Source organism: Actinomadura monticuli (genome assembly GCF_041463655.1).
GTDB lineage: Bacteria > Actinomycetota > Actinomycetes > Streptosporangiales > Streptosporangiaceae > Spirillospora > Spirillospora monticuli.
In genome coordinates this window covers 116,048-134,170 of sequence record NZ_JAXCEI010000009.1, presented here as the reverse complement: position 1 = coordinate 134,170, position 18,123 = coordinate 116,048, and the positions used below count along the sequence as shown (strand labels likewise).

At 72.7% G+C, this 18,123-nt stretch carries 15 protein-coding genes and 1 pseudogene; 7 read left to right on the top strand and 9 right to left on the bottom strand.

Annotated features, from left to right (window positions below; all coding sequences use genetic code 11):
- Positions 1-145 precede the first annotated feature (145 nt).
- Complete coding sequence (locus SM611_RS21415; protein WP_371951642.1) at positions 146-1,765, top strand: acyl-CoA synthetase; 1,620 nt, start codon at positions 146-148, stop codon at positions 1,763-1,765.
- A 135-nt stretch (positions 1,766-1,900) separates the two neighbouring features.
- The gene (locus SM611_RS21410; RefSeq protein WP_371951641.1) at positions 1,901-3,607 is read left to right on the top strand and encodes a serine/threonine-protein kinase; all 1,707 of its coding nucleotides are present in this window, start codon (positions 1,901-1,903) and stop codon (positions 3,605-3,607) included.
- Positions 3,608-3,634: 27 nt separating this feature from the next.
- Here the strand turns inward: SM611_RS21410 and rho are convergent.
- Positions 3,635-4,780 (bottom strand): annotated as a pseudogene (gene rho, locus SM611_RS21405) (transcription termination factor Rho); the annotation flags it as partial.
- Between the two features lie 561 nt (positions 4,781-5,341).
- Here rho and SM611_RS21400 point away from each other — a divergent pair.
- Positions 5,342-6,121 (top strand): enoyl-CoA hydratase/isomerase family protein, encoded by a 780-nt coding sequence (locus SM611_RS21400; RefSeq protein WP_371951640.1) that lies wholly within the window; start codon positions 5,342-5,344, stop codon positions 6,119-6,121.
- Here the strand turns inward: SM611_RS21400 and SM611_RS21395 are convergent.
- The 3 genes from SM611_RS21395 to SM611_RS21385 form a co-directional block, all read right to left on the bottom strand.
- The gene (locus SM611_RS21395; RefSeq protein WP_371951639.1) at positions 6,096-7,001 is read right to left on the bottom strand and encodes a hypothetical protein; all 906 of its coding nucleotides are present in this window, start codon (positions 6,999-7,001) and stop codon (positions 6,096-6,098) included. The genes SM611_RS21400 and SM611_RS21395 overlap by 26 nt on opposite strands.
- Positions 7,002-7,107: 106 nt before the next feature.
- Positions 7,108-7,752 (bottom strand): LuxR C-terminal-related transcriptional regulator, encoded by a 645-nt coding sequence (locus SM611_RS21390; protein ID WP_371951638.1) that lies wholly within the window; start codon positions 7,750-7,752, stop codon positions 7,108-7,110.
- On the bottom strand, positions 7,716-9,032 hold the full coding sequence (locus tag SM611_RS21385) for a sensor histidine kinase (protein WP_371951637.1): 1,317 nt from the start codon (positions 9,030-9,032) through the stop codon (positions 7,716-7,718). The genes SM611_RS21390 and SM611_RS21385 overlap by 37 nt, the downstream gene beginning before the upstream one ends.
- A 161-nt stretch (positions 9,033-9,193) precedes the next feature.
- Between SM611_RS21385 and SM611_RS21380 the strand changes: the two genes are divergently transcribed.
- A complete protein-coding gene (locus SM611_RS21380) occupies positions 9,194-9,463 on the top strand; it encodes an MMPL family transporter (RefSeq protein ID WP_371951636.1) in 270 nt (89 codons plus the stop codon).
- Here the strand turns inward: SM611_RS21380 and SM611_RS21375 are convergent.
- A complete protein-coding gene (locus SM611_RS21375; RefSeq protein WP_371951635.1) occupies positions 9,399-10,241 on the bottom strand; it encodes a polysaccharide deacetylase family protein in 843 nt (280 codons plus the stop codon). The two genes, SM611_RS21380 and SM611_RS21375, sit on opposite strands and share 65 nt — an antisense overlap.
- Before the next feature lie 74 nt (positions 10,242-10,315).
- On the opposite strand from SM611_RS21375, the gene SM611_RS21370 reads away from it, so the two are divergent.
- Complete coding sequence (locus SM611_RS21370; RefSeq protein WP_371951634.1) at positions 10,316-11,080, top strand: ABC transporter permease; 765 nt, start codon at positions 10,316-10,318, stop codon at positions 11,078-11,080.
- 343 nt (positions 11,081-11,423) lie between these two features.
- On the opposite strand, the gene SM611_RS21365 is transcribed toward SM611_RS21370, so the two are convergent.
- The 4 genes from SM611_RS21365 to SM611_RS21350 form a co-directional block, all read right to left on the bottom strand.
- Positions 11,424-12,245, bottom strand: a complete 822-nt coding sequence (locus tag SM611_RS21365) for a helix-turn-helix transcriptional regulator (protein ID WP_371951633.1) — start codon at positions 12,243-12,245, stop codon at positions 11,424-11,426.
- Positions 12,246-12,299: 54 nt separating this feature from the next.
- The gene (locus tag SM611_RS21360; RefSeq protein WP_371951632.1) at positions 12,300-13,943 is read right to left on the bottom strand and encodes an AMP-binding protein; all 1,644 of its coding nucleotides are present in this window, start codon (positions 13,941-13,943) and stop codon (positions 12,300-12,302) included.
- Positions 13,940-15,622 (bottom strand): AMP-binding protein, encoded by a 1,683-nt coding sequence (locus SM611_RS21355; RefSeq protein ID WP_371951631.1) that lies wholly within the window; start codon positions 15,620-15,622, stop codon positions 13,940-13,942. Before SM611_RS21355 ends, SM611_RS21360 begins: the two co-directional genes overlap by 4 nt.
- Positions 15,623-15,718: 96 nt before the next feature.
- Positions 15,719-16,129, bottom strand: a complete 411-nt coding sequence (locus SM611_RS21350) for a hypothetical protein (protein ID WP_371951630.1) — start codon at positions 16,127-16,129, stop codon at positions 15,719-15,721.
- A 42-nt stretch (positions 16,130-16,171) separates the two neighbouring features.
- Here SM611_RS21350 and SM611_RS21345 point away from each other — a divergent pair, with 42 nt between their 5' ends.
- Together SM611_RS21345 and SM611_RS21340 are read left to right on the top strand one after the other, a co-directional pair.
- Positions 16,172-17,293, top strand: coding sequence for a phospholipase D-like domain-containing protein (locus SM611_RS21345; RefSeq protein WP_371951629.1), 1,122 nt, complete (start codon positions 16,172-16,174; stop codon positions 17,291-17,293).
- Between the two features lie 20 nt (positions 17,294-17,313).
- Positions 17,314-18,111: a class I SAM-dependent methyltransferase gene (locus tag SM611_RS21340; protein ID WP_371951628.1), complete on the top strand. Its 798-nt coding sequence runs from the start codon at positions 17,314-17,316 to the stop codon at positions 18,109-18,111.
- The last annotated feature ends 12 nt before the right edge of the window (positions 18,112-18,123 follow it).

The window sequence follows — 18,123 nt, the reverse complement described above, 5'->3', positions numbered from 1 at the left end:
CGGGGTGTGACTGATCTCATTGGACCGGGTGTCGACAAGGATTGAGTTCGCCGCCGGTTCACGAGGAGGATCGGGATCGATTCCCATCCCCCATCCGTTTCATCCCTCCCATCCCCTCCCATCCCAACGCCTGCGAGGACGTGGCATGCCCCGAAGCTACAACCTGGCCGACCTGATCGAGATCCTGGCCGCCGCCGGTCCGGACCGTCCCGCCCTGGTGGCCGGGGAGGAGCGGCGGACGTACCGGCAGCTCAGCGAGCGCGCGAGCCGGGTCGGCCATCATCTGGCGGCGGCCGGGGTGCGGCCTGGCGAGCACGTCGCGATCCTCGCCTACAACCGGGCCGAGTGGATCGAGGCGATGCTCGGCGCTTTCAAGATCAGCGCCGTGCCGATCCCGGTGAACTTCCGCTATGTCGCCGCCGAGCTGCGGCACGTGCTCGCCGACTCGGACTCGGTCGCGCTGATCGGGGAGCGTTCGCTCTTGGCGAAGGTGGCGGAGATCCGCGCCGACCTGCCCGCGCTGCGACACGTCGTCGTCCTGGAGGACGGCTCGTCTTCCGGTGGGGGGACGACCCCCCACGCCCCTCGGAATGACTCGGTGGAGGAGATCCCGGGCGCGGTCGAGTACGAGAAGGCCCTCGCGGAGGCCGACCCGAGCGACGACTTCCCGGCGCGGTCCAGCGACGACCGCTACATCATGTACACCGGCGGCACGACCGGCTACCCCAAGGGCGTCGAGTGGCGCTGCGAGGACATCTTCTTCGGCGCGCTCGGCGGCGGGAACGTCCTCGGCGACCCGATCGGCAGCCCCGAGGAGCTGGCCGCCAACGCCGACCAGCCCGGGATGGCCGTCCTCGACTGCGCGCCCGTCATGCACGGCGCCGGCCAGTGGGTCGCGTTCATGGGCCTGTTCAGCGGCGCGAAGGTCGTCCTCTACACCGACCACGCGTTCGACGCGGACAAGGCGCTGCGGCTGCTCGCCGAGGAGAAGGCGAACGTCCTGATGCTGGTCGGGGACGTCATGGCGCGGCCGGTCGCCAAGGCCCTCGGGGCCGGCGGGCACGACACGTCGTCGCTGATCGCGATCGCGTCGGGCGGCGCGCCGCTCACCGAGGGCGCCAAGCAGGCGCTCCAGGAGCACCTCCCGAACATCATGTTCCTCGACAACTACGGCGCCTCGGAGACCGGCGCGTGCGGCCCGTCCGTCGGGGCCAAGGAGGGCACCGCCCGGTTCATGATGAAGCCGGGCATCACCGTCCTGGACGACGACCTGAAGACGGTCGGGCCGGGCGAGATCGGCAAGCTCGCCCGCAGCGGCCACATCCCGCTCGGCTACTACAACGACCCGGAGAAGACCGCGTCGACGTTCTTCACCGACGCCGACGGGACCCGCTGGTCGATCCCCGGCGACTTCGCCGCCCTGGAGGAGGACGGGACGATCACCCTCCTCGGCCGCGGCTCCCTCATGATCAATACGGGTGGCGAGAAGGTCTACCCGGAGGAGGTCGAGGTCGCGCTGAAGGACCACCCCGACGTCTACGACGCGGTCGTGGTCGGCCTGCCGGACGAGCGGTTCGGGCAGCGCGTCGCCGCCGTCGTCGCGCCCCGCCCCGGCGCGTCCGTCACGCTGGAGCAGCTCACCGAGCACTGCCGCGGCCGGCTCGCCGGATACAAGCTCCCGCGGCAGCTCACGGTGGTGGACGAGGTGCAGCGCACGGCCGTCGGGAAGTCCGACTACAAGTGGGCGCGCGGCGTCCTCGGATAGCGGCGGCGTGCTCCGGTAAATGCGGCGCGCGCGGTTATACCACGGCTGCGCGCGCATTTCCCGCCGGGCGGCGGTCAAAAATCAATTGATGCCGAAGGGGCGTGTCTTGGGCGCGTTCCGGCGATTATCCGCTGCATGAATGGGGATCGGCTGATACCGCTCGCGCGACGGTATCGCCTGCTCTCTGTGGTCGGCAGGGGCGGCATGGGCACCGTCTGGCGGGCTTACGACGAGATGCTCGACCGGGACGTCGCGGTCAAGGAGGTCCACCTCCCGCCGCGCATCACCCAGAGCGAGCGCCGGGTCATGTGCCGGCGGCTGCTCTCCGAGGCGCGGGCCACCGCCGCGCTGCGGCATCCCGGCGTGGTCGCCGTGCACGACCTGATCATCGAGCACGGCCGGCCGTGGATCGTCATGGAGTTCCTGGAGTCCTGCTCGCTGAACAGGCTCGTCACCGAGGACGGGCCGCTCGGCGTGCGGCGGACGGCGGAGATCGGCGCGGCCGTCCTGTCGGTGCTGCGCGCCTCGCACGCGACGGGCATCCTGCACCGGGACGTCAAACCCAGCAATGTCCTCGTCTGCGAGGACGGGCGCGTTCTCCTCACCGACTTCGGCCTCGCCGTCCATGCGGACAATGGCCGGGAACTGGTCGACACAATGCCCGCCGGTATTGAGGGATCGCCCGCCTACCTTCCGCCGGAGCGAATCGACGGGCAGCCCAGCGTCGAGGCGTCCGACCTCTGGTCGCTCGGCGCGACGCTTTACACGGCGGTCGAGGGTTTCTCGCCGTTCCTGCGTTCGCACGCGCTCGCGTCCATGATGGCCGTGCTGCTCGGCGACTTCGCGCGGCCGGTGCGGGCGGGGCCGCTCACGCCCGTCATCGAGGGCCTGCTGCGGCAGCGCCCGGAGGACCGGCTGACGGCGGAGGCCACGGCCGACCTGCTGCGGGACATCATCGGCTCCCTCCCCGAACCGGGCATCACGCGGGCGGCCCTCCCGAGGGGGTCCCGCGTCCTGGCGATGCCCCTGCTCTCCAAGCCCGTCCTGTCCAGGAACCGGACGGCCGTGCGCCGCCGGGCGCCGTGGGCGCTGCGCGGCGCGCGGATGCCGCGGGACGCGTCGCGGCGGCGGGCCGCCCGGGGTCCGCGCGTCCCGTGGACGCTGCGGCACGGGAACGGCGGAACGCCGCCGTGCGGTTCGCCGCGCGCCCGCGGCCGGTGGCGGCATCGCGACGCCTGGACGCCCCGGGCCCGGACGGCGTCCGGGCGGCTGCGGCGGCCGTTCCAGGGGAGGCACATGCGGCCGGGCGCGGTCATCAGCGTCACCGTGCTGGCCGCGCTCGCGGCGGGCACGGGCACGTGGGCGGCCCGCTGGACGTCGATCGGCAAGAGCGAGGCGGTCGCGCTGCGCCCCGCGGCGGGCGTGACGGCGAAGACGGCGAAGTACCGCGAGGCGGGCGCCTACTCGGTGCGCGTGCCGGCGGGGTGGCAGGCCGAGCGGCGCGGCGACGTCATGACCTGGAAGGACGCGGTGTCCGGACGGGGGCTGCGCATCTCCCCGGCACGGGGCGACCCGCTGTCCGGGCTGCGCGCCGAGGAGCACCGGGCGGTCGCGGAGCACCGCTATCCGGGTTACCACCGGCTGCGGCTGGAGCCCGTCCCCGAGGTCATCGCGGGCGCCGCCGAATGGGAGTTCACCTGGCGGGACGACGGCGTCCGGCACGTGCTGTGCAGCCGGGCGGCCGGGTACCAGTTCTGCTTCTACGCGCCCGATCCCGACTGGACGCCTGGCCAGCGGCTCTACGACAAGGTGCTGAGGTCCTTCAGGCCGGAGAAGGGCTAGCCGGAGCGGGATCGGCCGGAGCGGAGGCTAGGTCGTCTGCTGGAGGCGCAGGAGGAACTCGGCGTTGGAGGAGGTGCCCTTCATCTTCTCCAGGAGCTGCTCGACGGCCTGCTGCTTCTCCAGCCCCTGCAGGGCGCGGCGCAGGCGCCAGGAGAGGGCGAGCTCCTCGGGGGACATCAGCAGCTCGTCGCGGCGGGTGCCGGACGCCTCGATGTCGACGGCGGGGAAGACGCGCCGGTCGGCGAGGCCCCGGTCGAGCTTCAGCTCCATGTTGCCGGTGCCCTTGTACTCCTCGAAGAAGACGTCGTCCATGCGGGACCCGGTCTCCACGAGGGCGGTGGCGAGGATCGTCAGGGAGCCGCCGTCCTCGATGTTGCGGGCGGCGCCGAAGAACTTCTTCGGCGGGTAGATCGCGGTCGTCGCGACGCCGCCGGCGAGAATGCGGCTGCTGGACGGCGCGGCCAGGTTGTAGGCGCGCCCGAGCCGGGTGATCGAGTCGAGCAGCATGACCACGTCATGGCCCTGCTCGACGAGCCGCTTCGCCCGCTCGACGGCGAGCTCGGCGAGCGCGGTGTGGTCCTGCGCGGGACGGTCGAACGTCGAGTGGATCACCTCGCCGCGCACGGTGCGCTGCAGGTCGGTGACCTCCTCCGGCCGCTCGTCGATGAGCACGACCATGAGGTGCACTTCGGGGTTGTTCTCCGCGATCGCGTTCGCGACCGCCTGCAGGACCATCGTCTTGCCGACCTTGGGCGGCGACACGATGAGCCCGCGCTGGCCCTTGCCGATCGGCGCGACCAGGTCGATCACGCGGGTGGCGAGGGGACCGGTGTCGAGGCGCAGCCGCTCGTCCGGGAACAGCGGGGTCAGCTTGGCGAACTCGGGGCGGTTCGCCGCGTCCGCCACCGCGAGCCCGTTCACGGACTCGACGTGGGCGAGCGAGGAGAACTTCTCCCGGTTCGACTTCGGCGACTTCGCGGTGCCCGCGACGACGTCGCCGGGACGCAGGTGGTGCGCCTTGACCTGGGCGAGGGAGACGTGCACGTCCTCCGGGCCGGCGAGGTAGCCGGACGTGCGGACGAAGGCGTGCTTGTCCTGGACGGCGAGGATGCCGTGGAACGGGACGGCCGGCGCCTCGTCGGCGGGGCGCCGCCCCTGCTGGCCGCCCTTCCGGGCGCTCTGCGCGGGCACGGCGTGCGAGCCGTGCGCCTGCTGCCTGCGGGCGGTGGCGGGGGGTTCGGTGGTGAGGGTGGAAGTGGACATGTGGGCCCCTTCTCAGGTACGCGCGGAACGGTCCGCGCCGCCTGGAGTCGATTCCCGGGTACGGCGGCGGAACCCGCGGCGCGTACGCGAGAGGAATACGAGAAGTACAGCTCGGTTCACCGGGCTGAAGTCGGCTCCCTTGTGCGGCGGTCCGGGACGCCGGTCTGCGCGTACCGAACCGGAAAGATCACCGGGCGCTCAGATGGCCCGGGCGGGGAAGAAACGCCCTCGATGCGAATCGCGGAACTCCGAAGACGTTGCCTCGACAGTACAGCACTCGGCGCGGGTTTGGCATTCCCCGATCGCCGCGGATTGCTTTCATGCAGGTCGATCCCCCTGTGCCGACGGCACGCGTCGCGGGTTATGACTCCGCGAGCGGCGCCCGGGTTCCGATTTATCCACATCCCCCGGGACGCCGGCCGCAAACGCCCTCCGTACGATGGCGTCGCAACCGACAGGGGAGGACCGAGGATGAACAGCGCCGCCGGGCTTGACGTCGAGGTCGCCGACGGCGTGGGGACGATCACCATCGACCGGCCGGCCAAGCGGAACGCCATGTCGGCGGACATGTGGCGGGCCCTTCCCGGCATCCTGGACGCCCTGGCGAAGGACCCGGCCGTCCGGGTCGCGGTGCTGACCGGCGCGGGCGGCGACTTCTGCGCGGGCGCCGACATCGGCGAGCTGAACGACATCCACCGCGACGACGACTCGCACCTGTCGACGGTCGCCGAGCGGGCGCTCGCCGCGTTCCCGAAGCCGTCGATCGCCGCGATCGAGGGCTACTGCGTGGGCGGCGGCTGCCAGCTCGCGGCGGCCTGCGACCTGCGCTTCGCCGCCGCGGACGCCCGCTTCGGGATCACCCCGGCGAAGCTCGGCATCGTCTACCCGGCCGCCGCGACGGCCCGGCTCGTCCGGCTCGTGGGCCCCTCGGCCGCGAAGTACCTGCTGTTCTCGGCGGACCTGGTCGGCGCCGAGCACGCGCTGCGGATCGGGCTGCTGGACGAGGTCGTCCCGCCCGGCGGCGTCCGCGACCGGGTCGCCGCGTTCACCGGGACCCTCGCGTCCCGCTCGCTGCTCACCCAGCGCGCGACCAAGGAGATCGTGGACGCCGTCGCCGCCGGCGAGCCGGTCGGGGAGAGCACCGCCCGCTGGGCGGCGGAGGTCGCGGCGAGCGGCGAGGCCGAGGAGGGCATCGCCGCGTTCCTGGAGCGCCGCGCCCCCGCCTTCACCTGGACGTCTCCGGCTCGCTGAGACCGTCCGCGCCGACCTCCGACAGGTCGCAGAACCGGCCCTCCGGGAGGCGGCGCAGGCGGCGGGCCGCCTCGTCCGGGTCGTCCAGCGGGATCCCGGCGGGCCGGCGCAGCTCGGCGAGCGGCAGCACCCCGCACACGAGCGACTCCGGCGTCCTGGCGATGAGCAGCGGCCCGATCTGCGCGCCGCCCCGCTCCACCTCGCGCAGCGCGCCCAGCAGGCCCCACGCCTTCCCGGCCGTCTCCCGGCAGCCGCCGCGCAGCGCGGCGACAAGGTCGACGAAGTCGCGCTCCAGGGCGCGCGGGCTGCGTCCGGACAGGTAGTAGCGGTCCCGGTCGGTCAGCTCGACCCGCAGCCCGTGATCTTCGGCGAACCGCTCGTACGGGCCGGTCAGCGGGGCCCGCGCGCCGTCCGGGGCGGCGCTGAGCATCCCGGCGACGAGCTCGGCGGGCTCGGCGCCGAGGGACGCGGCGACGGCCTGGTCGAGCCGCCCGACGAGGTGCGCGCGGAGCACCGCGACCTCGGCGGCCAGCCGGTCGAGGACCTCGCGCTGCTCGCCGGACGCCTGCCGCTGCTGCCGCAGCCGGGAGCCGACGTCCGGCAGCAGCCGGTCGTTGATCTGCGTGATCAGGGACCGGATCCGGGCGTCGGCCGCGCCGAGCGCCTCCCGGTCGCGCTCCTGGTCGGCGGCGAGCCGGTCGAGGATCTCGCGCTGGGACGCGCGGAAGCCCTCCAGCTCGTCCCGGGTGCCCTTCAGCGCGCGGAGCTGGGTGCGGATGTCCGCGATCTCGGGCGCGCCCGGGGAATGCCGGCGCTCGAACGCCAGGTACAGCTCCCGGCCGGCGATCGCCAGGCACAGCAGGACCAGAACCACCGTCATCGTGCCCTCCCCGGGCCGTCTCGCGGGAGCAGACTATGCCAATGCCACCCGGTACGGCCCGGAGGCGCCCGCGCTCGCGAACCCGGCGGTCACCGGGGCCGGCCGCTCACTTGTTCAGGTAGGCGAGGACGGCGCGCACGCGGCGGTTGTCGTCGCCGGTCACCGGCAGGTCGAGCTTGGTGAAGATGTTGGCGGTGTGCTTGGTGACGGCCCGCTCGGTGACGACGAGCCGCTCGGCGATCGCCGCGTTGGAGCGGCCCTGCGCCATCAGCTCCAGCACCTCGGTCTCGCGCGGGGTGAGCCGGCTCAGCGGGGTGTCGCGAATGTTGCTGGCGACGAGCCGGGAGATGACCTCGGGGTCCATCGCGGTGCCGCCGGCCGCGACGCGGCGGACCGCGTCGACGAACTGGGCCGCGTCGAACACCCGGTCCTTCAGCAGGTAGCCGATGGCGCCGGTGCCGTCCGCGAGCAGCTCGCGGGCGTAGAGCTGCTCGACGTACTGCGACAGCACGAGGACGGGCAGGCCCGGCACCTGGCGGCGCGCCTCCAGCGCGGCCTGGAGGCCCTCGTCGGTGAAGGACGGCGGCAGGCGCACGTCGACCACCGCCACGTCCGGGCGGTGGTCGAGCAGTGCCTTCAGGAGCGAGGGGCCGTTGTCGACGGCCGCCGCGATCTCGAAGTCGTGCGACTCCAGGAGGCTGACCAGGCCCTCCCTCAGGAGGGCGAGGTCTTCGGCGAGGACAACGCGCACGGCAGCTCCAGGGTCACCATCGTCGGGCCGCCCACGGGCGAGCTGAGGGCGAGGACGCCGTCGAATGTACCGATCCTGCGCTCGATGCCGCGCAGCCCCGTCCCGCCGTCGAGGGCGGCGCCGCCGCGGCCGTCGTCGGTGACCGTGATGCGGAGCATGCCGTTCTCGTACCCCATGTCGACCCACACGCGGGACGCGCCGGAGTGCTTGGCGGCGTTGGTGAGGATCTCCGACACCGCGAAGTAGGCGGCGGACTCGACCGGCGCCTCCGGACGTTCCGGCAGGTCGGCGCGCACCTCGACGGACAGCGGATGGTCGAGCGCGAGGGCCTTGACGGCGTCCCCGATGCCGCGGTCGGCGAGCACCGGCGGGTGGATGCCGCGGACGAGGTCGCGCAGTTCGTGCAGCGCCTTCGCCGACGACGCGCGGGTCTCGCTGAGCAGCAGCCGGGCCTTCTCCGGGTCCTTGTCGAGCAGGTGCTCGATCGCGCCGAGCGTCATGCCCATCGCGACGAGCCGGGCCTGCGCGCCGTCGTGCAGGTCGCGCTCGATGCGGCGCAGCTCGGCCGCGGACGCGTCCACGGCCTCCGACCGCGTCTCGGTCAGGTGCTGGACGCGCAGCGCGAGCCGCGACTTCTGCGTCGGGCCGAGGATCGACCGGCCCCAGCGCCCGTACACGTTCAGCATCCGCGGCGCGATCGCGTACCCGATCACCACGCAGGCCGTCGCGACGACCAGGGTGGACACGACCCGTCCCGTGTCGCTGCCGTACCCCTCGGTGACGTGGACGAAGGCGTACCAGTCGTTGCCGCCGTACCGGCCGATCAGGTCGCCGGCGAACGCGGCGAGGACGTACCCCCAGATCCCGTACAGGACGAGCAGGCCGGGCAGCGCCGCGGTGAAGAGCGCGACGAACGGGTCGACCAGCACCCACAGGTAGTCGCGCCAGGTGGCCGGGTCGGAGATCAGCGCGATGAACCGCTTGAAGTAGCCGTGGATGCCCGGCTCCGCCTCCGGCTCGGGCAGGTACGGGCGCTCGATCCGCACGTCCGTCCACCGGTTGATCCGGTCGCGGTACCCGTCGAGCTGGGACCGCAGCAGCATCGTCGCGGACGGGAACAGCAGCACCCCGACGAAGCTGGTGATCATCGAGATGACCGTGAGGAACCACAGGCCGACGAGCGTCGCGGGGATGCCCAGGACCATGAACGCGAGCCCGCGCCACGCGGCGATCGCGTGCCGCCGCACCCTCGTCTTCTCTTTCACCAATCCACCGCTCACCGGGTCCTCCGCAGGGTCGCTTGCCGTCTGGAGCCCAGTCTTCTGGCGCGCGCCCCGCAGCACAGTGTGCCCGCGACCCGGGACGGGAGTGTACTTACCTCCACCCCCGGACGCCGTCTAGAGCCATGTCGGCGCGGGTGCGCGCTTCCTAGCGTCGATGCGTGCAGGACTTCAAGCGGCTCGGCGTCGGCCTGTCGGTCGCGGTCCTGATCGACGCGACGATCGTCCGGGTCGTCCTGCTCCCGGCCGTGATGATCCTGCTGGGCCGCGCGAACTGGTACCTGCCGCGCTGGCTGGACCGGCTGCCCGGCATCTCCCACGGCGAGGCCCCCGGCCTCGCGGCCGGACCCGCGCCGGCCCCTCCCGTCAGAGGGCTACGAAGTTCAGGCCGCGCTTCTTCAGCTTGGGGATCACGCTGTCGAGGGCCTTGAGGGTCTGGGAGCGGTCGCCGCCGCCGTCGTGGCACAGGATGATGTTGTTCTCCTTGCCCTTGAGCATCGCGCGGCGGATGCGGCCGACTCCCGGACGGGCCCAGTCGCGCGGGTCCACGGCCCAGTCGACCGGGAGCATGTCGTGCTCGGCGACCATCTCCAGGACGGTCTTCGACCAGTTGCCGCCGGGGGAGCGGAAGAACTGCGGGACGACGCCGGTGACGTCCGCGATCCGGTCGTGCGCCTCGACGATCTCCTTGCGGACCCGCTTCTTCGGCAGCCCGGCGATGGTGATCGGATGCGTCTCGGTGTGGTTGCAGATCTGGTGGCCGGCGTCGGCGATGCGGCGGGTGAGCTTCGGGTACTCCTTCACCTGCGCGCCGATGATGAAGAACGTCGCGTGGATCCCGTGTTCGGCCAGCAGGTCGAGCATCTTCGGCGTCCAGGCCGGGCTCGGGCCGTCGTCGATGGTCAGGGCGATCGACTTCGGCGGCGCGGGCGGGGCCAGATCGGACAGCTCCCGGACGGGCTTGTCGAGCGCGGTGAGCTTGCCGGGCGTCCAGGACGCGGCCCGCGGGGTCGGAGCCGGCGTGGGCGTCGGAGAGGGCGACGGATGGATCACCGTTCTCGCGCGGGGCGTCGCCGCGGGCGGCGTCGCCGCCGCGGAGCCTCCCGGAGGGCGTGCGGCGTCCGCGCCGAGCGCGGTGACCCCGGCGGCCGCACCCAGCAGCCAGAGTGCTTTGCGGCGGGATGTCCCACCTGGCTCCTCAACCTCCACAAGTCCCACGCTATCGAGGTTTTAAGGGGGTAGGAGAGCGCTATGGGATCACAATCGGGGCTCGTGGGCGGCGGGTGAGCGCGGCGCCCGAGGTCGGCCCGCTGCTGGCCTTCGTGCTGGCCTCGCTCGCGGCGGTGGCGGCGCTGCTGGCGCGCCTCGGCGGGCTCGGTCTCGGCCGGGACATGCTGGTCGTGTCGGTGCGGGCGGCGGCGCAGCTCACCGCCGTGTCGCTGCTGATCGCGGCGGTGCTGCGGAGCGCGGGCCTGACGGCCGCGTTCATCGCGGGGATGGTCGTGATCGCGGTCGTGACGGCGGGCCGCCGCATCACCGGGTCGGCGCGCGGGTCCGGGTGGTGGGCGGCGCTGCCGATCGTCGCCGGCGTCGCCCCCGTGCTGGGGCTGCTGCTGGCGACGACGCTGGTCCCGGCCCGCACCGTGTCGGTGCTGCCGATCGCCGGGATCTTCATCGGCGGCGCGATGTCGGCGACCGGGCTCACCGGCCGCCGCGCGCTGGACGAGCTGACCACCCGGCGCGGCGAGTACGAGGGCGGCCTCGCCCTCGGCCTGCCGCCCAGGGACGCCGCGCTCGAGGTGTGCCGGTCGTCGGCGGCGCTCGCGCTGTTCCCCGTCCTCGACCAGACGCGCACGGTCGGGCTGGTCACGCTGCCGGGCGCGTTCGTCGGCGTGCTGCTCGGCGGCGCGGACCCGGTCGAGGCGGGCGCCGTCCAGCTGCTCGTCCTCATCGGGCTGCTCGCCATCGAGTCGATCGCGGTCCTCATCACGCTGGAGCTGGTGGCCAGGGGGCGCGTCGACCGCGCCGCGTCGTATCGGAGGTCGTGAGTGGACGCCGAGGCCGTGGACGCGCTCGGCGCCGAGGTGCCCCAGAAAAGCTACTAACGAGTTCGGCTGCGCGAAGGAAAGCCGTTTACTCCGGACAATCCCCTTCGAGGTGTTACGGTGCTCTGTGCATATCGGGGGCCGGACGTCCCCGCCGGAAAAGGGCGGGACGGCCGTGCGATCACGGCCCGGCGCAGCCGGCGTGTGGTGAGCGTTTCGTCCAGGCAGTGCGCCACGGGGGCCGATCTGTACTGGACGACGTCCACGACACGGCGCTGACCCCGTCGCCGGGACCGGTCGAAGAACCCCGATCGAAGGAACCGCGCGGCCCCGCGGATTCCACCGGTCAGGGCAGCAGCCCGGCGCGGCGGGCGGCGGTCACCGCCTCCAGGCGGGTGTGGCTGTCCAGCTTGCGCATCGCCGAGCGCAGGTAGCTCTTCACCGTCTCGGGCAGCAGGCCGAGACGCTCGGCGGCCTCCGCGTTCGTGCAGCCGATCGCCACGTAGGACAGGACGTCCAGCTCGCGCGGGGACAGGACCGGGCCCGGCGCCGCGCCCGACTCCTCCAGCCCGGCGGCGGCGAGCCGCAGCGACGCCCGGCGGAGCCGGTCGCGCGTCGGCACGTCGTCGACCTTCTCGGCCAGCGCCCGCAGCTCGGCGTGGACGGCCCGCACCTCCTCCCACCGCGCCGCCGACGTGCCCGGCTCCGCGCGGGCCAGCGCCTCGTCCGCGCGGTCCTGGACGGCGAGGTCCTGTTCGAGGTCGCGCGCCGCCTGGACGGCCGCGCCGACGACCCGGTCGGCGAGCGACAGCGGCTCGCGCAGCGCGCCGTAGATCACGCCGCGGCACCGCCGCCGGACGACGATCGGGACGGCGACGATCGACAGCAGCCCCTCGCGCCCGACCGGCTTGTCGTAGTCGTGGCTGATCGCCGCGGAGCACGGGTAGTTGCTGACCCAGGCGGGGCGGCCCATGGCCATCGCCTTGCCGCCGAGGCCGTTGCCCTGGCGCACGATCAGGCCGTTCAGCGAGTCGGTCCTGTTGCCGACGAGTTCGGTGATGCGGAGCCGGTCCTGGCCGCTCAGCGCGCCGCCGAACACCATGGGCAGGCCGGTCGTGCGTTGCAGCGCAAGCACCGCCGTCCGGACGGCCCCCACATCATCGGCCATGCCACCGAGCATGCCCTGCGGGGGCGCGCGCCGGAAGGCCGCGCGCACAGAAACTCACGCGTGCCTGGTGGTGGCGGCCTCCTCCAGGCCCAGGATGTCCACGGCCTCAGCGCGCATCTGCACCTTGCGGACCTTGCCGGTGACCGTCATCGGGAACTCGTCCACGACGTGCAGGTAGCGGGGGATCTTGTAGTGGGCGAGCTTCCCCTCGCAGAACGCGCGCAGTTCCCCGGCGGTCAGGCCCGGCACGCCCTCGCGGAGGCGCACCCACGCCATCAGCTCCTCGCCGTACTTCGCGTCCGGGACGCCGATGACCTGCGCGTCCACGATGTCGGGATGGGTGTAGAGGAACTCCTCGATCTCGCGCGGGTAGATGTTCTCGCCGCCGCGGATCACCATGTCCTTGATGCGGCCGGTGATGTTGACGTAGCCGTCGTCGTCCATGACGGCGAGGTCGCCGGTGTGCATCCAGCGGGCGGCGTCGATCGCCTCGGCCGTCTTGTCGGGTTCCTCCCAGTAGCCGAGCATCACCGAGTAGCCCCGGGTGCAGAACTCGCCGGGCACGCCGCGCGGGACGGTGACGCCCGTCTCCGGGTCGATGATCTTGATCTCCAGATGCGGCAGGACGGTCCCGACCGTGGACACCCGCCGGTCCAGCGAGTCGCCCGCCCGGGTCTGCGTCGACACCGGCGAGGTCTCCGTCATGCCGTAGCAGATCGCGACCTCGCCCATCCCGAGCCGCTCGATGACCTGCTTCATCACCTCGACCGGGCACGGCGACCCGGCCATGATCCCGGTGCGGAGGGTGGCGAGGTCGAGGGCGTCCAGCGACGGCTCGTTCAGGACGGCGATGAACATCGTCGGCACCCCGTACAGCGACGTGCAGCGCTCGGCCGCGACCGCTTCGAGGGTCGCCTTCGGGTCGAACGCCGGGGCCGGGATCACGACGCACGCGCCGTGGCTGGTGGCCGCGAGGTTGCCCATCACCATGCCGAAGCAGTGGTAGAAGGGCACCGGGACGCACACCCGGTCCTCCTCGTCGTAGCCGCACAGCTCGCCGACGAAGTACCCGTTGTTCAGGATGTTGTGGTGCGACAGGGTCGCGCCCTTGGGGAAGCCCGTCGTCCCGGACGTGTACTGGATGTTGATGGGGTCGTCGGCAGTGAGCGTCCGGGCGATGTCGTTGAGGACGGCCGGATCACCCGTCCGGCCCGACTCCATGAGCGCGTCCCAGGCGGGCGTGCCGATGAGGATGACGTCGCGCAGGGCGGCGCACTTCGGGCGGACCTCCTCCACCATCGCCGCATAGTCGGACGTCTTGAACACCGACGCCGACACCAGTGTCCGGATGCCCGCCTGGTTGAGGACGAACTCCAGCTCGTGCACCCGGTACGCGGGATTGATGTTGACGAGGATCGCGCCCAGTTTCGCGGTCGCGTACTGGACCAGCATCCACTCGGCGCAGTTCGGCGCCCAGATCCCCACCCGGTCGCCCTTGACGACGCCGAGGTCGCGCAGGCCGAGCGCGACGGCTTCCACGTCGTCGGAGAACCGCTCGTACGTCCAGCGCCTGCCGGACGTCCGGTCGACGAGCGCGTCGCGTTCGGAGAAGGCGGCGACCGTCCTGTCGAGGTTCGCGCCGATGGTGTCGCCGAGCAGCGGCGTTCCCGAGATGCCGGACGCGTAGGAGAGGGTCATCGCAGGTCCTCCTCGCGGAACTCGCCCGGCGGCCGGTCGTCCCCGCCCGGATGCTTCTCGATCTCGCTCGTGCGGAGCTCGACCCGGCGGATCTTGCCGGAGATCGTCTTCGGCAGCTCGGCGAACTCCAGCAGCCGGACCCGCTTGTACGGCGACAGCTGCGCCCGGCTGTGCGCGAAGATCGCCTTCGCGGTCTCGGCGGTCGGCTCCCAGCCGGCGGCGAGTGTCACGTACGCCTTCGGGACGGCCGCCCGGACCGGGTCGGGCGACGGCACGACCGCCGCCTCCGCGACCGCCTCGTGCTCGATCAGCACGCTCTCCAGCTCGAACGGGGAGATCTTGTAGTCGGACGCCTTGAACACGTCGTCGGCGCGCCCGACATAGGTGATGTATCCGTCCTCGTCGCGGGAGCCGATGTCGCCGGTGTGGTAGTAGCCGCCGGCCATCGCCTCGTCCGTGCGCTCCTCGTCGCCGTGGTAGCCGGTCATCAGCCCGAGCGGGCGGTCCTCCAGGTCGAGGCAGATCTCGCCCTCGTCCGCCGGCTCGCCGGTCAGCGGGTCGATCAGCGCCACCTGGTAGCCGGGCACCGGACGTCCCATCGATCCGGGCTTGACCGGCTGGCCGGGCGTGTTGGCGATCTGGACGGTCGTCTCGGTCTGCCCGAAGCCGTCCCGGATCGTCCGGCCCCAGGCGTCCCGCACCCGCTGGATCACCTCGGGGTTCAGCGGCTCGCCGGCCGCGACGACCTCGCGCGGCGGCGTCGCGAGCCGGCCGAGGTCGGCCTGGATCAGCATGCGCCACACGGTCGGCGGCGCGCAGAAGCTCGTCACGCCGCACCGTTGGAGGGTGTCGAGGAGCCGGTCGGCGTCGAAGCGCGTGTAGTTGAAGATGAACACGCACGCCTCGGCGTCCCACGGCGCGAAGATGTTGCTCCACGCGTGCTTCGCCCAGCCCGGCGACGAGATGTTCAGGTGGACGTCCCCCGGCCGCAGCCCGATCCAGTACATCGTCGACAGGTGCCCCGCCGGGTAGGACGCGTGCGTGTGCTGGACGAGCTTCGGCTGCGCCGTCGTCCCGGACGTGAAGTAGAGCAGCAGCGTGTCCCGCGACATGGTCAGCCCGTACGGGGTGAACGCCTCCGCCTCCTCGTACGCGTCGGAGTAGGTCACCCACCCGTCGACGGGCGCGCCCACGGCGATCTTCGAGTACTCGCCCTCGACCCCGTCGAACTTGCCCGTGTCGGCCGAGGAGACCACGACGTGCCGGGCCTTGCCGCGCGTCAGCCGGTCCTGGAGATCGGCCGTGCCCAGCAGCGGCGTGCACGGGATCATGATCGCGCCGATCTTCATCGTCGCGAGGACGGTCTCCCACAGCTCCACCTGGTTGCCGAGCATCAGGATGATCCGGTCGCCGCGCCGCACGCCCGTCCGGCGCAGCAGGTTCGCGACCTGGTTCGACCGCCGCGCCAGCTGCGCGAACGAGTGCTTCGCCTCGGAGCCGTCCTCCTCGACGATCCACAGCGCGGGCGCGTCGTTGCCCTCGGCGATCTTGTCGAACCAGTCCAGCGCCCAGTTGAAACCGGTCAGCACCGGCCACCGGAACTTCTCGTACGCGGTCGCGTAGTCGTCGCGATGCGCGAGCAGGAAGTCGCGCGCCGCGCGGAACTCGACTGCGGGCATGGTCTCTCCTCGAAGCCGCACGGACACCCGGTCACAGGGATCGTTCGCCATCCGCGTGACCCGCGCCACCCCCGAACGGGGGTAGTAACGACCGTCCTACCCGCCCGCCACGAACGTCGACCGCAGCAGCAGCGCCATGTGCTCGCCGGCCTGCTCCGGGGTCCAGCCGCGCTCGTCGAGCAGGGTCTCGTTCACCCCGTTGGAGATGAGCGCGAGCAGCATGTCGGCGGCGGTGTCGACCGTCCAGCCCGGCGCGAGGACGCCCTCCTCGTCCAGGCGGCGGATCAGCGCCCGGTTCGTCTCCTGCCGCCAATGGAGCGCCTCCGCCCAGTGCCGCGCGGGGTCGGGGTCGCTGCCCGCCTCCCGTTCCACCGCCCGCGACACCGCGAGGACGCGCGCCATGAACGCGGCGTGCCGGCGCGCGAACACCTCCAGGGCGTCGCCCTGACGACCGTCCTGACGCTGCGCGGCAGGTATCTGCCGCGCTCTGGCGGATCGCCCTGACATATGCGGGTATGTAGGTGATTGTGGTGAGTGATCGGGGGCGTCATGGCAGTGCGCGTCGGCGGGATCGAACTGCACGCGGGGCCCACGGCGCTGGGCGGGCCCGACGACCTGGACGCGGCGATCCGCGCGTTCGTCGCGGACGCGCGGCACACCCTGCGGGTCGCGGTGCAGGAACTGGACTCCCGGTCGATCGCGCGGGCGATCCTCGCCGCGCGGGCGCGCGGCGTGCGGGTGCAGGTCATCCTGGAGGGCGACTACCTGCGTGAGGACCCGCCCGCCGCCGATCCGTGGGCGGCGGCCGGGGCCAACGAGGAGAACCGGCTCATCCACGCCGCGCTGCTGCGGGCGGGCGTCGACCTCGTCACGGACCTGAACCCCGCGATCTTCCACCAGAAGTTCCTCGTCCGGGACGCCGGCGAGCCGACGGCCGCGGTGCTGACCGGGTCGGCGAACTTCACCCTCACCGACACCGGGACCAACCCGGCGGACGGCGCGGGCGGCGCGGGCGGCGCGGGCGGGAAGGCGGGCAACAACCTCAACCACGTCCTGATCCTGCGGAGCCGGCGCGCCGCGGCCCTGTACCTGGAGGAGTTCCTCCGGATGCGCTCGGGGACGTTCGGCGCCATGCACGAGCGCGTCGAGCCGCGGCCCGCGGAGTTCCGGCTCGGGCAGGTCAGGGTGAAGCCGCTGTTCGCGCCCCGGCACGGCCCCGAGATGGAGATCATGAAGCAGATGCTCAAGGCCGCCGCGAGCGTCGACTTCGCGATGTTCACCTTCGCCCGGTCGTCCGGCATCGACGACACGATGATCCGGCTCGCGCCGTCGCTGACCCGCATCCGCGGCGTCCTGGACCACGGCCAGGGCGCCCAGGCGTGGGCCGCCACCGAGCCGCTCAAGGCCGCCGGAGTGGAGCTGTTCGCGAACAGGCCCGGCACCGGCGTCCGGAAGGTGCACCACAAGCTGATGGTCATCGACGAGCGGATGGTGATCGCCGGCAGCTTCAACTACACGGCCCCGGCCACGACGCTGAACGACGAGAACATCATCGTCATCGGCGACCTGGAGGAGACGCGCGAGGACGCGGAGGCCGCCCAGCGCCGGATCGCGTCGTTCGCCCTCCAGGAGATCTCGCGGATCATCGCCGAACTCTCCCGCCCCGCCTGAACCCGGTCTACTGTCGCGGTGTGGAGCGGGGCGGCGACGTCTGGGCGGTCGGCCACGCGTACGAGGCGTACGTGGGCCGGTGGAGCCGTCCTGTTGCGGAGGCGTTCCTGCCCTGGCTGGACGTCCCGGCGGGGCGGCGGTGGCTGGACGTCGGCTGCGGCACGGGAGCGCTGACCGCCGCGGTGCTGGCGATGGCGGCCCCGGGCCGGATCGTCGGCGTGGACACGTCCGCGGGATTCCTCGCCCGCGCGCGGGAGCGGACCGGCGACGCGCGCGCCGCGTTCCTGCGCGGCGACGCGCGGGTCCTGCCGGTGGCCGGCCGGCGCTTCGACGCCGTCGTCAGCGGGCTGGCGCTCAACTTCGTGCCCGAGCCGCGCCGCGCGCTGGCCGAGTTCGTCCGGGTCACCGAACCGGGCGGCGCGGTCGCCGCCTACGTCTGGGACTACGCCGGCGGCATGGCGATGCTGCGCCACTTCTGGGACGCCGCCACCGAGCTCGACCCTGCCGCCGCCGCGCTGGACGAGGGCCGCCGCTTCCCGATGTGCGGGCCGGAACCCCTCTCGCGCCTCTGGACCGACGCGGGGCTGGGCGAGGTGAGGGTCCACGCGATCGACGTGCCCACGCTCTTCGCCGACTTCGACGACTACTGGTCGCCGTTCCTGGGCGGCCAGGGCCCGGCCCCCGGATACGTCGCCACGCTGACCCGCGAGCAGCGACGCGACCTGCGCGATCTGCTGCGCGAGCGGCTGCCCGCGAACCCGGACGCCTCCGTCCCGTTGACCGCCAGGGCATGGGCCGTCCGGGGCACGGTCGCCTGAGCCCCGTCCGCG